Origin of the sequence: Phaeobacter sp. PT47_59 (assembly GCF_028890025.1) — a bacterium.
Lineage (GTDB): Bacteria > Pseudomonadota > Alphaproteobacteria > Rhodobacterales > Rhodobacteraceae > Phycobacter.
The window spans coordinates 14,689-32,738 of record NZ_JARCJL010000036.1 but is presented as its reverse complement, the minus strand read 5'-3'; the positions used below and the strand labels follow the sequence as shown (position 1 = coordinate 32,738).

Here is an 18,050-nt window from a genome sequence, read left to right as displayed (position 1 = left end):
AGTGGACGACTTTTACGCCGCCCGCGACAACACTATGCCGTCGCTACCGTGGCCGAGTATTGCTCCGCCGTTCACAGTCGATCTCGGCGGGGCGAATTCCGGCAAGGTGACTGATGGCGATGCCTTCAAGCCGGGGTCGGATCTGGCGCTTGAGATCTGGATGGTCCCGCAGAGTGCCAATTCCAAACAGGTGATCTTTGAAAAACCGGGGAGCTATTCGCTCTATCTCGACACGTTGGGTCAGGTGAACCTGCAACTGGAGCTGGAGCAGGCCAGTGAAACCTACCAGGATCCGCCAAAGACCTATAGTGCTCCGCCGATTGCGGCGCCGGTGGAGCTGGGCAAGACCAATCACGTGGTGGTGAACTTCACCACCGGGGCGGTAGCCAATAGCACCGGGTCCTCCGGCATGGTGGAGACCAAGTACTTCCTGCGGGCCTCGGTCTATGTGAACGGGCAGTTGGCGATGACCCCGGTCGACAAGGAAGACCTGACACAGCCGGTCTCCTTCAAGAGCGAGGACAGCCCTTTCTACATGGGTATTTCAGGCAAGAAGACTTTCAATTTCCAGGGCCTTTTGTCTCATGCGCGGGTCTGGAGCCGGACGCTGAACTCCGCCGAGATCACGCAGGTCTATAAGTTCCATGGCTATCCCAGCAGCACCGACGGGCTGGTGGCGGGATGGGATTTTGCCGACCAGGACGGCAAGACCGCCAAGGATGTGACCAAGAACAACGCCATGGTGCTGACGTCGAACCAGCTGTGGACGGTATGGCAGGATGTGTCGCAGGCGGCGATCTATGTGGACGGCGGCGCATCGATCCCGCAGCGCAAGTCGGCGGCGGATGTCGGGGGCTATGGCACCAGCCAGTTCACTTTTGGTGCGCTGAAGGGCGACAGCGGCTCGACGCTGCCCTTCAGGGGACAGCTGGATGATATCCGGCTGTTTGATATCCGCCTGACCCTGCAGCAGATCGCCGAGGCTCGCAACACGCCCTATGTGGGGGGGGAAACCGGGCTTTGCGGCTATTGGAAGATAGAGGCAGGCTCGGGTGACGTGATCTATGATGCCACCGGCACCGGCAACAATGGCACCGTGGTGCCAAGTTCGGCGGTGCCTGGCTGGACCTCGGACGCGGCGCCCATCCAGAACGAAGCGGATACCGTGGTCAATGCCCTGGGTGGGGTGGCGGCCTATGCCGTGGCGCAGCTGTCCGACGCGCCCAGCGTCATCGAATATGCCAGCACCCAACGTGATGCCTATGACAAGCTCTACTCGGTAATGATGCGGGGGTATTTCTATACGACCCCGGCAGAAACCACCGTGCTGCAACTGGGTTACAAGGTCGGCGATCTCGATACGATCTACGTCGGGCAGGTGCAGACCAAACCGTCGATCATCGGCTATATCGAGGGTGGTCCCCCGCTGCCGAGCGAAAACCAGACCCTGGCCTATTGGTCTGGCGACATGGGCGGGCCCGCTTCGGCCTATGCCAGCATTTCCTCGGTGACCTATGTGGAAAGCGATGCCAAGACCTGGTCCTTTGAGGCCAGCAGCTCGGCCCAGTTCATATCGGAGTTCAACTTCACCGGCGGCTTCTATCAAAAGAGCGAGACCAGCACCTCGGTCGGGGTGGGGGCAGAGGCTGAAACCCAGGTCTTGGAGAACAAGTTCACCCTGGGCGGCAAGGTGACACTTTCGGGGGGGATCGGCTCCAGCGATGATGTATCGCAAAGCCATGAATATACCGAAACCCTGACCTCTTCCTTTGCGCCTGCCGGAGCCTGGGAGCCTGCCGACAATATCCTCAATCCGACCGTGGGGCGGCGCTACATCCAGAACAATATCGGCTCTGCCGTGGTGAAATCCGCGGTGGCCGACATGTACATGCAGGCGCTGAAGGGGACGCAAACGCCGGTGGGCTATACCCTGGTGCCCAACGACACGATCCCGATCGACAGCAATATCATCGATTTTCCGATCAACCCCAAATACGTCAAGAACGGCACGTTGGACGGTAAGGTCGGCCTGGTCAACGATCCTGACTACCCCGGCGCGAACGAAGAGCGAGGCAGCTACTTCAAGCCGGTCGAAGCCTATGATCTGAAAAGAAAGATCGAAAAACAGGAAGAGCAGCTCAAGGCCTATCACGACCAGTTCGACACCACCCGCTACAGTGTTCTGGGGTCCATGGGGGCCGTGAAATCCAAGCTGAAGGAAAACCCGGCCTATGACTTTGCGGCCAAGGTGAACAAGCGATCCCTGGTCAATACCTACGTCTGGACCGCTGCAGGGGGGCTGCGCCGCGAGGAACAGAGCGTGGCCAACAGCTATATGGAGAAACACAGCGGCGCCAGCGATCTGAAATTCGCGTTGGGCGCCGAGCTGAAATCCGATATCGGCACGCCCTTCGGGGGCTATTACATCGAAACGGACGCGATGTTCGGCGGTGCATTCACCATGAGCGCCAGCAAGGCCGATACGGCGGCGAATTCCTTCTCGCTGTCCTGCACCGTCGATCCAACCGATTTCCTGCCAGCCCCCAAGCTGCATATGAACGACAAGGGAGAGCTGGAATTCCTCGGCTATGAGACAAGCCCCGCACCGGGCAAGGTGGATGGCTACCGCTACATGTCCTTCATGCTGGCGCCCAAGGAAGAGAATTTCACCGCACTCAACCAGGTGGTGGACCAGAACTGGCTCAACAATTGCACCAGCGCGGCTGCCAATGCCATGCGCGAGGCGATCGCAAACCCGACAGAGCCGTGGCGGATCCTGTATCGAACCACCTATGTCAGCCGCGTGCCTGCGCCCTTCCAGCCGGTGCGCGACAATACCACCGCCCCCAATATCGTGGCGCCCGCCAACCTGGCATCGAACCATTGGGTCCTTGGCGTGATGGATGAGCTGATCACCGTGCCCAATCCGACCCCGACCGAGATAGGCGAGGCCATCGATCAGATGTTGGGCACCGGGGCTAAGCCCGGTCTTTTGAAGGATATCGTGCCGTGGTGGACGGATTTCTTTGCCGCGGCGCAGGTCTATGGCTCGACCGATTTCATCGAGCTGGCCGAACTGCGCAGCGATCTCTTGGACTACATGATCTCGAAATACGAGGCCGAGGCCTACGCCTTGAGCTGATTGCCGGAATTTCAACAAAGGAGACTTAGGATGAGTGATGTAAACACGACCTTGACCCTGACCGGATTTCACACCGGCCTGTCCTCGGCCTTGCAGACCACGGTGGGCACCATTTCCGGCGGCTCGTCGATGAACGGATCGACCGGGTTCACCATTTCCAAAGAACAAGGGGGCGATCTGACCTTCAGCGTCGTGTCGCTGACCGGTGATGTCGATGTGGTTGATCCGGCGACAATCACCATTGGCGCTCTTTTCACGCAGGATGCGCGGATCTCTGATCTGGAGCTGGAACTGCGCTGGAGCGACATCCCCGCAGAGAGTGAAATCGCGGTCCAGTCCAGCACCGGGGATCTCACGGTCAATCGCCGGAGCATGTCGGGCGACGGCAATTTCAGCGTCTCGGCGCAACCGGCGAAGGCCGGGGAAACCGAATTCGCCATTGCGATCTGGATCAAGAAGCCGGAGGCCCTGACCGCCAACAGCGCCGTCACCCTCACGCTGTCCTCACTCGAAGGCGGCGGCGGTGGTCCGGTGAAACAAACCTTGCTGGAAAAGCTGCATATCGATCTGGGCTAACCCCATAGAAAGGAGACTATCATGGCTGAAGAAACCTGGCCCGGCATCGTCGTGCGCGCAAAAATCGGGGAAGATGGCACCGTTCCGCGCAGTTCTTCCTCGCAATCCCCCGACATCATCATTGCTCCGAATTCCGAACCCTATCAGGATCCGTCGATCCTCACGGATCCCAACAACTACGACAAAAGCTATCCAAACGCCCTGAACATCGGCCGCCCGAACTACCTCTATGTACGTGGCAAGAACTACACCGAAGCAGAGCTTTCGGGGCATTGGACCCTGTATTACGCCGAGCCGAACATCCTGCTTTACCCCTACCTGTGGGAGGACAATCAGCTCGGGACCTCGACCAACAACAAGCGGCCCGATTTCACCATTGGCGCGGGCGCAATCGGGGCGTCGACGGATCCCTTCCGCTGGATCCCGGCTGACGTATCGGATCACTATTGCATGATTGCCATTTCCGAGACACCCGATCATGGCAACCCGGTGGCAGGCGCCAACAATATCGACAGCCTGGCGAGTGTCATGTCCAACAATGCCAATATCGCCCAACGCAATGTGCAGATGGTGCGGGGCAACAAGCCGCAGCAGATCATGGATGCACGCTATAACCAGGGCGAACAGACAGCGACGGTGGATCTGGACGTGCGGTTCAAGAACATTCCCACCGGCACCCATTACAAGGTGACCTCGGGCACGCCCTTGGATGGAGAGGCGCTGATCAAGACCAATGAGAAGGATGCCGACGGGACCACCGAATTTGATTTCGGCGTCAGCTGGACCGACAAGACCATCCCCGCGCAGTGGAGTTCGCTGTTCACGGTCGAACTGTTCTTCAAGAGCGGCGGCACCTGGCCCGAAAAGGGCACCCCCCAGGTCGAGATCATCGGCAAGCTGTTGTTGACCGAAGACCATGTTCTTTATGCCATTGGTGAGGTTGCAGGGACGGATCCGGAAACCGGAGCGATGCGGATGACGGTGCGCGGCGGTCCGGTCAAGACCGTGACAGTCGGCTCCTGCGGGGCTGATTTCTTTGAAAGCGGCCCTGATATGTTCGATTGAACCGGAATCACCCAGCGTTCAGGCGCCAATACGCCCATCCCAGTGACGTCCCGAAAGCCCCTTTGCGGCACGGGGCGTCCCTGCACAGACAGGTGGGTGCCGGCATGGCGGTGTCTCTACATCAGCACTTCAAGCCAGAACCAGACGGTCAGGATCGACGCCCCGGTGGCAATCAGCACCGAAGAGGCCGCAACGCGGCGGGCCCGCCCGTACATATTGGCAAAGATATAGGCGTTGAACCCCGGCGCCATGGCGGCATTCAGAACGCCTGAACGGAACAGGTCCTGTTTCAGGCCCAGGGTGCTGCCCAGGGTCCAGACAATGGCCGGATGCACCATCAGGGCGGTGACGCAGACAAAGGCGATGGTGCGCAGATCGCCTTCGGGGCGGTATTGCACCAGCACGCCGCCAAGGGCAAACAGGGCGGCCGGCAGGGCGGCGCGGATCAGCAGTTGCAGGGCGTCATCGATCGTGCCGGGGATGGTCAGCCCTGTCAGGTTGAAGATGAACCCCAGGGCAATGCCCAGGATCAGCACGTTGTTGAACATGGCTTTCAGGACAGATCGCGCCATCTGCACGTTGCCCCGGCCGCGGTTCTTGACGATCTCCATCACCGTGATGCCGATGCCGTAGCAAAACGGCGCGTGAAAGGCGATGATCGCGTAGTTGCCAACCAGGTTGTCCGGGCCAAAGGCGCGCTCGGTGATGGGCAGCCCCAGGAGAACCGAGTTGGAAAAGAGACAGCAAAACCCGATGGCGACGCAGTCTTCCCAGTCGCGTTTGAAGATCAGCCGGGCGCCGAACAGCCCGATCAGGAAACAGGTCCCCGCGCCGGTGTAGAAACTGATCAGCAGGATCGGATCGAAACTGCTGCTCAGGTCCAGATTGGCAATGGCGCGAAACAGAAGGCAGGGAATGGCAAAGCTCTGGGTGAAATTCATCAGGCCTTCGATGTGGCTTTGGGTGAAATAGCCTTTGCGCGTGGCGGCATAGCCTGCCGCGACGACCAGGAAAACGGGCAGGATGACGTCGATCAGGCTTTGCAGCATCTATGGATCCTTTGGCGGCGCTGGCGGGCGGCCCTAGAGGGGGACGCGGATCACCATGCCATCATAGGCAGGGGTGATGTGATCCGGAGTTTCGGCCTCGACCGTGGCGTAATCCATGTCGATATGCATATTGGTCAGAACCGCGCGGCGAGGCTGCATGCGGTCGATCCACTCCAGCGCCTGGCCCATGCTGAAATGGGTGGGGTGGGGCGTGCGGCGCAGCGCATCCAGAACCCAGCAGTCCAGATCGGTAAGCTCTGGCAGGGCGGCGTCGGGGATCTCGATCACATCGGGCAGATAGGCCAGGCCGCCGATCCGAAAGCCAAGCGCGTCTATCGAGCCATGACCGACCTCGAAGGGGCGGAAGGGGATCTCGCCGCCGGGGCCATTGATGCTGAACGGACCATTGATGCTGTGCAGATCCAGGATCGGCGGGTAGGGGGAGCCTTCGGGCTGCACGAAGGCATAGCCAAACCGCGACAGGAGCGCGTTCTGCGTATCGCCATCCGCATAGACAGGGATGCGCGCGCGCATGTTGAAGACGATCATCCGCAGATCGTCGATGCCATGCACGTGGTCCGCGTGGGAATGGGTGTAGACCACGGCATCCAGCCGCCCGACATTTGCATCCAGCAGCTGGCTGCGCATATCGGGGGAGGTGTCGATCAGCACCGTCGTGGTGCCATCGGGGCCATCCCGTTCGACCAGCATCGAGCAGCGCCGCCTTGTGTTGCGCGGATTGTCCGGGTCGCAATCACCCCAATGACCGCCAAGGCGCGGCACCCCGCCCGAGGATCCGCTGCCGAGGATTGTGTAACGCAGCTCTGCCATCACGCGGCCGCCTTATGTTGTGCGACCTTCCAGAACAGCCGGTCAAAGTTCTCCTGGGTGCGGGCGGCAAAATCGGCGTAGTCCAGGCCAAAGGCCTCGGCGCCGACCCTGGCGGTATGGGCCGTATAGGCGGGCTCGTTGCGCTTGCCCCGGTGCGGCGGCGGCGCCAGATAGGGGGCATCGGTCTCGACCAGGATGCGGTCCACGGGGGCGGCGGCAAAGATATCGCGCAGCTCCTGGCTTTTGGGGAAGGCAGCGATGCCAGACATAGACAGGTAAAACCCCAGGTCCAGCGCGGCCCGTGCCAGCTCTGCCGAGGAAGAGAAGCAATGCATGACGCAAGAATAGCTGCCGTTTTGCATCTCTTCCGCCAGGATGCGCGCCATATCGTCATCGGCGGCGCGGGCATGGATGATCAGCGGCAGGCCGGTTTCGCGCGCGGCCGCGATATGGGTGCGCAGGGAGGTCTGCTGAATCTCGGCACTGTCGGCGGTGTAGTGATAATCAAGACCCGTCTCGCCGATGCCCACGAACTTGGGATGTTTGGCGAGGGCGACCAAGTCTTCAACACTGACCAGCGGCTCATCCGCCGCGCTCATCGGGTGGGTGCCCGCGGCATAGAAGACCGGATCATGCGCCTCGGCGATGGCGCGCACCGCGGGTTCGTTCTTCAGCTTGGTGCAGATGGTGACCATGCGCGTGACACCGGCCTCGGCGGCGCGGGCGATCACCTGGTCCAGCTCGCCCTCAAAATCCGGGAAATCCAGATGGCAGTGGCTGTCGGTGATCTGGGGGAGGGTGCTGCTGCTCATGCTGTCTCTCGTCGCCTTCTTGCGCCGCAGCCCCCTGTAAAGCCCGTCAAAACGGTGGGTCAGCGCGACGCGGTATCCTGCATCTTGAAAACCGTATCTAGAACTAGGGCGGCGGGGTCAAGGTTCACCGCCTGCCCGTGGCGCGCCCGCGCGGTTGCCTCGGCCGACAGATCCGCCCAGGCTCGCCCTTTCAGCGGATCGGGTGCCAGCCTGGTCAGCATCGCCGCTTCGCCTGTTGCGGCTTCGGGATGGGGGGGCTGGCCGGTGGCGCCGGTGCGGGCAAGACGCGCCATGGCAAATTCCACCAATGTCAGGAGCAGTTCGAATTTTTCGGCTCCGCCGCGCTGTGCGGCGGTTTCCGCCAAGGCAAGGGCGCGTTGGCGGTCAAGCCGGGGCAGGGAGTCGAGGATCTGCACCAGCTCGCCATAGGTCTTGAGACCGCCCAGGTTCAATAGACGCAGCGCAGCGCCAACCGATCCCGCAGCCAGCGCCGCAAGGTGATCGGGGTTTTCCGGCAGATCGGCTGCGGATTGAACCAATGCGGCCTGCATGTCTTCTGCTGAAAGCGGGCCCAGGCGCAGGGTGCGGCAGCGCGAGCGGATCGTCGGCAACAGCCGCGAGGGCTGGTGCGAGATCAGGAACATGGTGGTGCGCGCGGGCGGCTCTTCCAGCATCTTCAAAAGCGCGTTGGCGGCACTCGGGTTCATCTCATCCGCCGCATCCACGATCACCACGCGCCGCCCGCCATCGGTGGCCGAAAGGCCAAAGAACCGGTTGAGCGCACGAATGTCATCGACCACGATCTGATCGCGCAGCTTGCCCTTATCATTGTAGCTGCGGGTGATTGCCGCCAGGCCAGGCTCTGCCAGCGCGTGAATGCGGTGGGAGACCGGATGATCGTGGTCGATATCGAGCGAGGTCGCGGGCGGCGGCGCTCCGAACAGCCCGTCCTCGGCTGGCGGGGTTGCCAGCAGGAAGCGCGCAATGCGCCAGGCCAGCGTTGCCTTGCCCACGCCCTGCGGGCCGGTGAGCAGCCAGCCATGGTGCAGCCGGTCGGAATTGAAGGCGGTGAGGAAATCTGCTTCGGCCTTCTCCTGGCCAAAGATCCGCAATGTCTCGCGCGGATGCGGCGCGCCTGCGGCCTGATCGGCGCGGGGCAGCTCGTCTTCGCCGCTCATGCGCGGGCCTCTGCCGGAGACAGGCGTTTTTGCGCGCAGGCCAGCACATCGGCGGCGACATCATCCACCGGGCGATCACCGTCCAGAACGCAGAAGCGGTCTGCGAATTCTTCCGCGAGGCTGAGGAAACCGGCGCGCATCTTTTCCTGTAGCGCGAGGCCGAAATCCTCGAACCGCTCCTCGGTGCCCTGGCGGCCCTTGGCACGGGCAAGGCCCTTGGCCGGGTCCATGTCGATCAGAAAGGTCAGATCCGGTTCGCGGCCGATCATCATGGTGTGCAAGCGGTCCACGGTGTCGCGCAGATCACCGCGCGACAGGCCCTGATACATGCGGGTGCTGTCGGCAAAGCGGTCGCAGATCACGATCTTCCGGGCAGCGAGCGCCGGTTCGATGGTGCGCTCCAGGTGATCGCGGCGGGCGGCGGTGAACAACAGGATCTCCGTCTCGGCGGACCATTTGTCGGGATCGCCCTCCAGCACCATGCGGCGGATCTCCTCGGCACCGGCAGAGCCGCCCGGCTCTCGCGTCAGCACCACCTCATGCCCGGCGGATTGCAAGGCTTCGGCCAGGAGCCTGCATTGCGTGGATTTGCCCGACCCGTCGATGCCTTCGAAGGTGATGAACAGGCCAGCGGTCGTATCGGTTGTCACATCGCCTCCTCGGGGCCGCTCAAGAAGCGTTTGATCAGCACCTGTGCGGCGGTTTTCACCCGCACCGGAAAGCCGCCTGCGGCAACGTCCCGCTCTGCCACCAGCGGCAGGCGCACCTCGGGCAGCTCGTCCGGCTGCAGCACAAGTTCCGCCAGCTTTTGGCCTTTCTCGATCGGGGCGTCAATCGGGCCGGTGTAGACGATCTCGGCGTTGACGTCCTTGCCGGTCAGGGCCGGGAGCAGGATCGTCAGGTCTTCGGCGGGCACCAGGCCTACCGATCGTTCAGCTCCACGCCAGACCTCGGCTTCGGCAACCGGGACACCGGCCTTGGCGATGGTTTTTTGGGTAAATTGGCGAAACGACCAGTTAACCAGGGCCTCGGCCTCCTCTGCGCGGGCCTTGGTGCTGTCCAACCCGGTGATCACGAAGATCACCCGCCGCTCGCCCTGTTTGGCAGAGCCGACCAGGCCGTAGCCTGCTTCGCTGGTGTGGCCGGTCTTCAAGCCGTCGGCGCCGATGCCCAGCGACAAAAGCGGGTTGCGGTTGCGCGTATTGGAGGGCGCGCGCCCGTCGAACTCAAAGGACCGTTCGGAAAACAGGGGATAATACTGCGGGAAATCCTCGATCAGCCGTTCGGCGAGTATGCCGAGGTCGCGCATCGACATCCGGTGGCCTGCTGCTGGCCAGCCGTTGGAATTGGCAAAGCTGGCGTTCACCATCCCCAGTTCGGCGGCGCGTTTGGTCATGTAGCGGGCAAAACCGGCCTCGGTGCCATCGGGGCTCAGCGCTTCTGCGATCACCGCGCAGGCATCGTTGCCGGACAGGACGATGATGCCGCGGATCAGATCCTCGACCCGCACCCGGTCGGTGGTGTCCAGGAACATGGTGGAGCCGCCGTAGCTCATCGCGTGTTCGCTGACCGGCAGGCGTTCATCCAGGGTCAGACGCCCATCGCGCAGGGCCTCAAAGGCCACATAAAGTGTCATCAGCTTGGACATGGAGGCCGGTGGTAGCGGTTGGTCCGCGTTCTTGGCCAGAAGCACCGTGTCGGTGCCCTGGTCCAGCACATAGGCGGCGCGCGCCTTGGTATCGAAAGCCGCCGCCGAGACGGTGCCGAGGGCCAGGAAAACCCCGGCCGAAACGGTGCATTTCAGAGCGGTTTTGACAAGATCGATCACGGCTGTGTCATCCTTGTGGGTCAGAGTTCAATCCGGGCCTTTGCCAGGCTCAATTGGTCACAGCGTAGGCATCCGAGAAACCGGTGGCCTTGACGCTTTTCAGCAATTGGCTGCGCTCGCTCTTGCTGTAAGCGGGGCCGACCAGCACACGCCAGAAGGGCTTGCCGTTGGAGGATTGCTCATAGACGGTCGGAATCATGCCCGCGTTGCGCATCTGTCCTGCGGTACGTTCGGCATTTGCCTCGACGCTGAAGATGCCGATCTGGATAAAGGGTTTGTCGAGCGGCGAGACGCGCTGTTTCGGCGGCTTGGTGGGGGCTGCTGCAGCGGTGGCTTGGGGCGCGGGGGGCGGCGCCGAGGCTTCGATTGCCGCCGCCGCGCCTGCAATGGGGTCAAGCGCTGTTTCGGAAACGGCACTGGGCGCGGGCGGGGCCTCTTGCGTATCGGTCTCGGCCACGTCCACCGCGTCTGGAGCAACCTCTTCCGGGGCGGCTTCGCGGCGCAGGGCGGTCACGTTCAATTCGACCGGGGCGCCGGCCAGCATGCCCAGGGCAGCGGCCGCGTCGGATGAGGCCTGGATGCGCGGTCCGGGGATCTCGCGCTCGCGCCGGAACAGGGCGCCGATCACGAATTTCCCGTTGGCGCTGTTGCGGATGATCACCCGCTCGGGATCCTGCGCATCGGGATGCGCCACCCAGACACCGCCAAGCGAGGGGCGGCCATCCCAAAGCCCGGCTTCGGTCACCTGGAAGACATCCGGAGATTCCACGTCGCGTTCCACCAGCTTGGTGCGGTTCGAGGCGGGAACCGCAGCGGCGGAACTGTCCTTTGCCTGCAGGAAGGGCAGGCCCGCGCCGTCTTCGCAGGCGGCGAGCAACAGCAGGCTGACGGCTGCAACGCAGGCCCGTGCACCTGCCGCGCGGTATGGTGTGGCGCTGATCGGCTTCGCCCGCGTCATCTTGGCCTGAGCGATGGTGCCTTCAACCGTTTTGGCCCGTGTCATCTTGGCCCATGTTTTCTTGGCCTGTGTCATGATGTTCCCCTGCCTGTGCTCATCTTGGCGTTCTGCCTGTGCCGGGTTTGCCGGTCGCGGTTGTGCTTTTTGGTGATGATAGCCTGCGTCCGGGGCCATGAAAACCCTGTCGCCGATGCCATGGATCAAAAGCATCGTGATTGGCATGTTTTTGCGCGGCTTCGCATCTCTGCGGCTTTCCGGGGGCGCGATTTTCCTTGCACGTAGGTCGCGTGCAGCCTAAACCGCCTGCGGACCGGGGAGGTGGCAGAGTGGTCGAATGCGGCGGTCTTGAAAACCGTTGAACGTGAGAGCGTTCCCAGGGTTCGAATCCCTGTCTCCCCGCCACCACATCAAACGAAATTACACTGTGCCCTGCCACCTGATTGGACTGCTGCACTGGTGGCAGCCCGGGGTTTGCCAAAGCGTTTCCCTGGCACACGATCCGATGGGTCATTGTCCAGAAGGGGTTACGGCTCTTTTTCAGGTGTTTCTGCCGCGTCCCGTTGGGATGTTTTATGGCAGCAACAGGCGTATTTTGACCTGTGATCGCGGTCGTCTCCACAGGGCCAAACCAATCAACCCGAAAACGCTTCAGCGCGCGCTGCCGCGCCGCAGCTTGCTGCGGCGCGGGGCCCAAGGCCGCCAAGGCTTGATCCGGCCGAAAGGCCGGGGCGAGACTGCGGGCGCGGGAGTGCTGCGGCTTGCCCTCTGCGCCTGTCAGCTGTCGCCCGCTTCCAGCTTGTCCTGGGTGCGGGTGTCGAAATCGCTGGCATCATGGCGTTCACGCAGTTGCGTGTGCAATTCGCCAAAGGCGCGGTTGACCATGCGGCCGCGGCTGACGGCGGGGCGGGCGTCGATCGCCTTGGCCCAACGCATGACATTCTTGTAGCTTTCCACGTCCAGGAACTCCGCCGCATCGTAGAGACGACCCAGAACCAGCTGGCCGTACCAGGGCCAGATCGCGATATCGGCGATGGTGTAATCCTTGCCTGCGATGAAGTCGTGTTCGGCCAGCTGCCGGTCCAGCACATCAAGCTGACGCTTGGTTTCCATGGCGAAACGGTCGATGGGATACTGCCACTTTTCCGGTGCATAGGCGTAGAAATGGCCAAAGCCGCCGCCCAGGTAGGGCGCGCTGCCCATCTGCCAGAACAGCCAGTTCATCACCTCGGTTCGCGCGGGTCCCGAGGCGGGCAGGAATTCCCCGAATTTCTCGGCCAGATGCACCAGGATCGATCCCGATTCGAAGACCCGCACCGGGGTGTCGCCGCTGCGATCCAGCAGGGCAGGGATCTTCGAGTTCGGATTGATATCGACAAAGCCCGAACCGAACTGATCGCCTTCGCCGATGTTGATCAGCCAGGCGTCATATTCGGCGCCTTCGTGCCCCTTGGCCAGAAGCTCTTCGAACATCACCGTGACCTTGACCCCGTTGGGAGTTGCCAGGGAATACAGCTGGAAGGGATGCTTGCCCGCGGGCAGCTCCTTGTCGTGGGTCGCGCCCGAGATGGGACGGTTGATGGAGGCAAAACGCCCACCGCTTTGCTGCTCCCATGTCCAGACTTTTGGTGGGGTATAGCTGGTATCGCTCATGTGAATGGCCCTGTTCCTGTTTTGGTACTCCCGCTGCGGCACAGCGCGGTACGGGTCTGATAACGTCTTTCAAGGAGAGATACTCTCCAAAAACTCCAGTGACTGGAAGCTGTGGGCGCAATGTTTTTCGTGCAAGCGCGCAGGGCGTGGCCTGCACTCACGCAGGGACACAGCCGCGTGAGGTCCGCTTCGCAACGGGCGTCAGAGCGATATGCTGGGTCATGAGAATGCCGCTGCGCATCGGCCGCGCGTGTATAGTGAAGAGGATGAGGAATGAAACGTTTTGCACTGGGCGCCCTTGCGGCGATGATCCTGTCAACATCCGCATTGGCGGGGGAGCAATATATCGACAGCACGGGATTTGCCGTCTCCGGCTATGATGTGGTGGCCTATCGCAACCTGGCCCAGACCCCCGTGGGCGGGGCGCAGCCCGCAGCCGTTCCGGGCCGGGCGGACATCACCGCCGACTACAACGGCGCCCGCTTTGCCTTTGCCAGCGCGGAAAACCGGGACCGCTTCCTGGCCAATCCCGCTTACTATGCACCGCAATACGATGGCCATTGCGCCTTTGGGGTTTCCAAGGGCGGCAAGGTGCCCGGTAATCCGAACCTGTGGCGGATTGTCGATGACAAGCTTTACCTGAACATCACGCCGGTCGTGGTGGGGTTTTGGGAAGCGGATATCTCTGGAAATATCAACAAGGCCGAAGGCAATTGGCCCGGTATCGAAGGGGCGGCTGCCTCTGACCGTGTGATCCCGAGTTTCCAGTCCTCCGCACCCACAGGGGGGTGAGGTTCTTTCGCACAGCAAAGAGCGTGTGCTTGAATAGAGAAAAGACCCCGGCACAAGGCGTGCGGGGTCTTTTTTCGATGTCTGAACGATTGGAGGCTCTCTTACCGCTTGCGGTCGCGGCGCGAACTCATCGGCTGGAAGGCAACGCCGACATGGGCCTCGCAATAGGGTTTGCCCTGCTGAACCGGCAGGCCGCAGAACCAGAAATCCTCGGTCGCGGGGTCGCCCACGGGCCATTTGCAGGTCCGCTCGGTCAGCTCCATCAGCGACAGTTTTTTCGCCTTCTTTTCCACCTCGTTGACCTTGGCCAGCGCCTCGGGGCTGATCTCATTGGCCGAGGGCTGCGGCGGCAGCGGCTGGCCGGCCGGGATGATCTGTTTGCGGGCCGGAATGGCGGCCTTGGTTTCGGGGGCCGCTGCAGACGCGGCCGGAGCGGCGGCGCGGGCCGGTTCCGTCTTCGGCTCTGCCTTTGGCTGGGGTTTCGGCTTGGCGGCCGGTTTGGGCGCGGCTGATGCTGCTGCGGGCTTTTCCTTGGGTTCGGCGGATTTTGCGCCACCGGTGGCCCGGTTGGACAGGCCGAGGCGATGCACCTTGCCGATCACCGCATTGCGGGTGACCCCGCCCAGCTCCTTGGCGATCTGGCTGGCCGATTGGCCCTCGCCCCACATTTTCTTGAGCAGTTCGACGCGCTCGTCTGTCCAGGACATATGTTGCCTTTCCAAGCTGAAAGCGGCCCCAGAATCCTGCGGCCGCCATCGAGTTCCGATACGAGGGCCTATTTTAATCACTGACGCCCGAGTTACAAGGCGTCTTGCGCCTGTGGGCGCAGCAGCTATGCAAAGGGAGCGTGGATCGAACGCCCTCTGGCCGCGCAGGGAACAGAGAACGAAGGAGCAAACCCCATGAGCGAGACGGATCAGGCATATCGGGTCGGAATGGGAGAGCGCCGCTTTGGCTCGGTAAACTGGCTGGGCCTGCAGACCCTTGCAGGGCGCGAGATCAAGCGGTTTTCCGTGGTCTGGACCCAGACCCTGCTGGCCCCCTTGATGACGGCGGCGCTGTTCCTGATGATCTTCAATATCGCCATCGGCCCCAAGCGGGGCGATGTGATGGGGGTACCCTTCCTGACCTTCCTGGCGCCGGGGATCATGATGATGACGGTGATCCAGAACGCCTTTGCCAATACCTCGTCCTCCATCGTGATTTCCAAGGTGCAGGGCAATATCGTCGATACGCTGATGCCGCCCCTGTCCGGGCTGGAGCTGCTTCTGGGCTACCTGGCGGGTGCTGTCGCGCGCGGCGTGATCGTGGCGCTGGCGATCGGCCTGGGGCTGATGCTGGTCTTGCAGATCGTGCCGACGCATCCGCTGATCGCGCTTGTCTTCGTGGTGCTGGGCGCGGCCTTCCTGGGCGGGCTGGGCATTGTCGCAGGCGTCTTTGCCGACAAGTTCGACCAGATGGCGGCGATCACCAATTTCATCGTGACCCCGTTGGCGTTCCTTTCAGGCACCTTTTATTCGGTCGAGGCATTGCCGCCGGTTCTGCGGGGGATTTCCCACGCCAATCCGGTCTTTTACCTGATCGACGGGGTGCGCTACGGGGTGATCGGCACCTCGGACAGCTCGCCCGTGCTGGGGTTTGTCGTCTGCCTTGGCGCGACGTTTGCGGTCTGTCTTCTGGCCTGGGTGATGCTGCGCAAGGGCTATCGGCTCAAGGCCTGATCGACCCTTAGTCAGGCTTTCTCTGGCGTCCCTCGCGCCAGGCCAGGATGGCGGCCCCGGCCAGGATCACGCCCGCGCCGAGCAGGGTGATGGCATCCGGCACCGCGCCATAGCCGAGGAAATCATAGAGCGCGGCAAAGATCAGCGTGGCATAGCTGAAGGGCGCCACGAAGGAGGCATCGCCCCGCGCCATGCCGTTGACGAAACAGGCCTGCGCACAGGCCATCAGCACGCCCAGACATGCCAGCGCCGCCCATTGTTCCAGGCTCGGCATCTGCCAGACCGGCAGCACGGCGAGGCTGGCAATTAGCACGCCCAGCGAATTGTTGACCCATAGGATCTGCAAGGGCGCCTCGCGGCCCGAGAGCTTCTTGATGAAGATCAGCTCCATCCCCATCACTACCGCCGCGCCAAGCGCCAGCAGGGCCGCGGGCTGAAAGCTTTCCGGAGTCGGCCGCAGCAGGATCATGGCACCGATCAGGGCGATCCCCGCCGCGCCCCAGCGCCAGGGGCCAACGCGTTCGCCCAGAAGCGGGATCGCCAGCAGCATGCAGAACACCGGATTGAGGAAGGTGATCGCCGTGGCATCGGCCAGCGGGATATAGGCCACGGCGGCAAACATCAGCGTGACACCGCCCCAGCCAAAGGAGGTGCGCCCGATGTGAAGGCCCCAATGCGGGCGGCTCAGCCGGGGGCGCAGCGCGGCGACCACCGAGGAAATCGCCAGGAAGGCAAAGAGAAACCGCCCATGGGAGATCTGCATCGGGTGCAGCCGGGGCCCCAGCGCGTCGCTGCCCAGCATTTTCGCCATCAGGGTGGTGCCCGCAATGAAGGCCGTCGCCGCGAGGATCAGCGCGGCGGCCAGCATCGGGTTCTGGGGAGTCGGGGTCTGGGAAGCGGGAGCCGTCATGCACCAACCGGTGCGCCTGTTGCGCGCAAAGTGCAAGACCAAACCCTTCGCCGGGCGCCGAAAGCAGGGCTTTCAGTTTGGACGCGCCGCGCCGGGTCTCATGACGTTTTGCACATGAGCGCTGCACAAAAGGGGTTTCTTTTTCCTCAAAGCTTCCTTATGGACCCGTTTCATGATCAAACGTGCACATACACCCGCGCTCCGACGCCGACGCATTTTTGCGTAAGCGGCTTCTTTGATCTTTCGTGCCTGGATGATGGCACAGACACCCCTCAATAGTATTGACCCTCCGGCCTGGCTTATGCATGGCTTTGGCCTCCATGTTTGAAAAGGATGATCCTGATGATCCCGTCCGTTCTGCCGACCTACAATCGTGCTCCGCTTCAGTTCGTCAAAGGCGAAGGTGCCTGGCTGATCGAGGCTGACGGGCGACGTTTCCTGGACCTGGGCGCCGGGATCGCGGTCAATGCGCTGGGTCATGCCCACCCGGCCCTGGTCGAGGCGCTGACCTCCCAGGCGCAGAACCTCTGGCATGTCTCCAACCTCTACCAGATCCCGCAACAGCAGGCGCTGGCCGACAAGCTGGTGGAGAACAGTTTTGCCGATACGGTGTTCTTCACCAATTCGGGCACCGAAAGCTGCGAGCTGGCGGTGAAGATGGCGCGCAAGTATTTCTACGACAAGGGCCAGCCCGACCGGGTTGAGATCATCACCTTCGAAGGCTCTTTCCACGGGCGTTCCTCTGCCGGGATCGCGGCGGCGGGGTCCGAGAAGATGACCAAGGGCTTTGGTCCGCTGCTGCCGGGGTTTGTGCATCTGCCCTGGAACGATCTGGAGGCGGTCGCGGCGGCGATTACCGAGAAGACCGCAGCGGTCCTGATCGAGCCGGTGCAGGGCGAAGGCGGCATCCGCCCGCTGCCCGACGCCGATCTGAAGGCGCTGCGCGCCCTTTGCGATGAACAGGGCATCCTGTTGATCCTGGACGAGGTGCAGTGCGGCGTGGGCCGCACCGGCAAGCTGTTTGCCCATGAATGGGCGGGCATCACGCCGGACATCATGATGGTGGCCAAGGGCATCGGCGGTGGTTTCCCGCTGGGCGCGGTGCTTGCGACGGAAGAGGCCGCCAGCGGCATGACCGCAGGCACCCATGGCTCCACCTATGGCGGCAACCCCCTGGGCTGTGCCGTGGGCTGCGCGGTGATGGATGTGGTCACCGATCCCGAATTCCTGGCCGAGGTGAACCGCAAGGCGGGTCTGTTGCGGCAGAAACTGGAGGGGCTGGTCGCCAACCACCCGCAGGTTTTTGAAGAGGTGCGCGGCTCTGGCCTGATGCTGGGCCTCAAGTGCAAGGCCGCGAACCTGGATGTGGTCAAGGCTGGCTATGACAACGAGGTGATCACCGTGCCCGCCGCCGACAATGTGATTCGCCTGTTGCCGCCGTTGAACCTGACGGACGAGGACATCGCCGAGGCCTGCACCCGTCTCGACAAGGCCGCGAGCCAAGTCGGCGCCGCCTGAGCGATCTTAGAATTCCAATG

General features: G+C 62.5%; 16 protein-coding genes and 1 tRNA gene. 7 read left to right on the top strand and 10 right to left on the bottom strand.

Annotation, left to right across the window (positions count from 1 at the left end):
* The 3 genes from PXK01_RS20375 to PXK01_RS20365 all read left to right on the top strand — a co-directional run.
* A partial coding sequence (locus tag PXK01_RS20375; protein ID WP_274861540.1) for a LamG-like jellyroll fold domain-containing protein occupies positions 1–3,142 on the top strand: 3,142 nt, incomplete at its 5' end.
* A gap of 30 nt (positions 3,143–3,172) precedes the next feature.
* On the top strand, positions 3,173–3,718 hold the full coding sequence (locus tag PXK01_RS20370) for a hypothetical protein (RefSeq protein WP_274861539.1): 546 nt from the start codon (positions 3,173–3,175) through the stop codon (positions 3,716–3,718).
* 21 nt (positions 3,719–3,739) lie between these two features.
* A complete protein-coding gene (locus PXK01_RS20365) occupies positions 3,740–4,783 on the top strand; it encodes a hypothetical protein (RefSeq protein ID WP_274861538.1) in 1,044 nt (347 codons plus the stop codon).
* A 116-nt stretch (positions 4,784–4,899) separates the two neighbouring features.
* Here the strand turns inward: PXK01_RS20365 and PXK01_RS20360 are convergent, their stop codons facing one another.
* From PXK01_RS20360 to PXK01_RS20330, 7 genes are all read right to left on the bottom strand, one after another.
* A complete protein-coding gene (locus PXK01_RS20360) occupies positions 4,900–5,832 on the bottom strand; it encodes an AEC family transporter (protein ID WP_274861537.1) in 933 nt (310 codons plus the stop codon).
* A gap of 33 nt (positions 5,833–5,865) precedes the next feature.
* The gene (locus PXK01_RS20355; protein ID WP_274848442.1) at positions 5,866–6,663 is read right to left on the bottom strand and encodes an MBL fold metallo-hydrolase; all 798 of its coding nucleotides are present in this window, start codon (positions 6,661–6,663) and stop codon (positions 5,866–5,868) included.
* Positions 6,663–7,475 (bottom strand): TatD family hydrolase, encoded by an 813-nt coding sequence (locus PXK01_RS20350; protein WP_274861536.1) that lies wholly within the window; start codon positions 7,473–7,475, stop codon positions 6,663–6,665. The genes PXK01_RS20355 and PXK01_RS20350 overlap by 1 nt, the downstream gene beginning before the upstream one ends.
* Positions 7,476–7,534: 59 nt before the next feature.
* Entirely contained in the window at positions 7,535–8,653 is a 1,119-nt protein-coding gene (locus PXK01_RS20345; RefSeq protein ID WP_274861535.1) for a DNA polymerase III subunit delta', read from the bottom strand.
* On the bottom strand, positions 8,650–9,303 hold the full coding sequence (gene tmk / locus PXK01_RS20340; RefSeq protein WP_274848436.1) for a dTMP kinase: 654 nt from the start codon (positions 9,301–9,303) through the stop codon (positions 8,650–8,652). Before tmk ends, PXK01_RS20345 begins: the two co-directional genes overlap by 4 nt.
* Complete coding sequence (locus PXK01_RS20335; RefSeq protein WP_446728375.1) at positions 9,300–10,457, bottom strand: D-alanyl-D-alanine carboxypeptidase family protein; 1,158 nt, start codon at positions 10,455–10,457, stop codon at positions 9,300–9,302. The genes tmk and PXK01_RS20335 overlap by 4 nt, the downstream gene beginning before the upstream one ends.
* A gap of 73 nt (positions 10,458–10,530) precedes the next feature.
* Positions 10,531–11,439, bottom strand: a complete 909-nt coding sequence (locus tag PXK01_RS20330) for an SPOR domain-containing protein (protein ID WP_446728467.1) — start codon at positions 11,437–11,439, stop codon at positions 10,531–10,533.
* Between the two features lie 312 nt (positions 11,440–11,751).
* Here PXK01_RS20330 and PXK01_RS20325 point away from each other — a divergent pair.
* Positions 11,752–11,841 (top strand) — tRNA-Ser (locus PXK01_RS20325).
* A 372-nt stretch (positions 11,842–12,213) separates the two neighbouring features.
* Here the strand turns inward: PXK01_RS20325 and yghU are convergent.
* Positions 12,214–13,089, bottom strand: coding sequence for a glutathione-dependent disulfide-bond oxidoreductase (gene yghU / locus PXK01_RS20320; RefSeq protein WP_274861532.1), 876 nt, complete (start codon positions 13,087–13,089; stop codon positions 12,214–12,216).
* Positions 13,090–13,362: 273 nt separating this feature from the next.
* On the opposite strand from yghU, the gene PXK01_RS20315 reads away from it, so the two are divergent.
* The gene (locus tag PXK01_RS20315; protein WP_274848431.1) at positions 13,363–13,881 is read left to right on the top strand and encodes a YHS domain-containing (seleno)protein; all 519 of its coding nucleotides are present in this window, start codon (positions 13,363–13,365) and stop codon (positions 13,879–13,881) included.
* Between the two features lie 101 nt (positions 13,882–13,982).
* Here the strand turns inward: PXK01_RS20315 and PXK01_RS20310 are convergent, their stop codons facing one another.
* Complete coding sequence (locus tag PXK01_RS20310) at positions 13,983–14,588, bottom strand: GcrA family cell cycle regulator (protein WP_274861530.1); 606 nt, start codon at positions 14,586–14,588, stop codon at positions 13,983–13,985.
* Positions 14,589–14,783: 195 nt separating this feature from the next.
* Here PXK01_RS20310 and PXK01_RS20305 point away from each other — a divergent pair, with 195 nt between their 5' ends.
* Positions 14,784–15,602, top strand: coding sequence for an ABC transporter permease (locus PXK01_RS20305; protein ID WP_274848429.1), 819 nt, complete (start codon positions 14,784–14,786; stop codon positions 15,600–15,602).
* 7 nt (positions 15,603–15,609) lie between these two features.
* Here PXK01_RS20305 and PXK01_RS20300 read toward each other — a convergent pair whose 3' ends face one another.
* A complete protein-coding gene (locus PXK01_RS20300) occupies positions 15,610–16,512 on the bottom strand; it encodes a DMT family transporter (protein ID WP_274848428.1) in 903 nt (300 codons plus the stop codon).
* Between the two features lie 342 nt (positions 16,513–16,854).
* Between PXK01_RS20300 and PXK01_RS20295 the strand changes: the two genes are divergently transcribed.
* Positions 16,855–18,030: an aspartate aminotransferase family protein gene (locus tag PXK01_RS20295; protein ID WP_274848426.1), complete on the top strand. Its 1,176-nt coding sequence runs from the start codon at positions 16,855–16,857 to the stop codon at positions 18,028–18,030.
* Positions 18,031–18,050 lie beyond the last annotated feature (20 nt).

Bases quoted from the DNA above. Each gene is read 5' to 3' on its own strand.
- PXK01_RS20345 (WP_274861535.1), bottom strand. From the start codon at position 8,653: ATGAGCGGCGAAGACGAGCTGCCCCGCGCCGATCAGGCCGCAGGCGCG.
- PXK01_RS20295 (WP_274848426.1), top strand. From the start codon at position 16,855: ATGATCCCGTCCGTTCTGCCGACCTACAATCGTGCTCCGCTTCAGTTC.
- PXK01_RS20330 (WP_446728467.1), bottom strand. From the start codon at position 11,439: ATGACGCGGGCGAAGCCGATCAGCGCCACACCATACCGCGCGGCAGGT.
- PXK01_RS20310 (WP_274861530.1), bottom strand. From the start codon at position 14,588: ATGTCCTGGACAGACGAGCGCGTCGAACTGCTCAAGAAAATGTGGGGC.
- PXK01_RS20365 (WP_274861538.1), top strand. From the start codon at position 3,740: ATGGCTGAAGAAACCTGGCCCGGCATCGTCGTGCGCGCAAAAATCGGG.
- PXK01_RS20300 (WP_274848428.1), bottom strand. From the start codon at position 16,512: ATGACGGCTCCCGCTTCCCAGACCCCGACTCCCCAGAACCCGATGCTG.
- yghU (WP_274861532.1), bottom strand. From the start codon at position 13,089: ATGAGCGATACCAGCTATACCCCACCAAAAGTCTGGACATGGGAGCAG.
- PXK01_RS20350 (WP_274861536.1), bottom strand. From the start codon at position 7,475: ATGAGCAGCAGCACCCTCCCCCAGATCACCGACAGCCACTGCCATCTG.
- PXK01_RS20305 (WP_274848429.1), top strand. From the start codon at position 14,784: ATGAGCGAGACGGATCAGGCATATCGGGTCGGAATGGGAGAGCGCCGC.
- PXK01_RS20355 (WP_274848442.1), bottom strand. From the start codon at position 6,663: ATGGCAGAGCTGCGTTACACAATCCTCGGCAGCGGATCCTCGGGCGGG.
- PXK01_RS20360 (WP_274861537.1), bottom strand. From the start codon at position 5,832: ATGCTGCAAAGCCTGATCGACGTCATCCTGCCCGTTTTCCTGGTCGTC.
- PXK01_RS20315 (WP_274848431.1), top strand. From the start codon at position 13,363: ATGAAACGTTTTGCACTGGGCGCCCTTGCGGCGATGATCCTGTCAACA.
- PXK01_RS20370 (WP_274861539.1), top strand. From the start codon at position 3,173: ATGAGTGATGTAAACACGACCTTGACCCTGACCGGATTTCACACCGGC.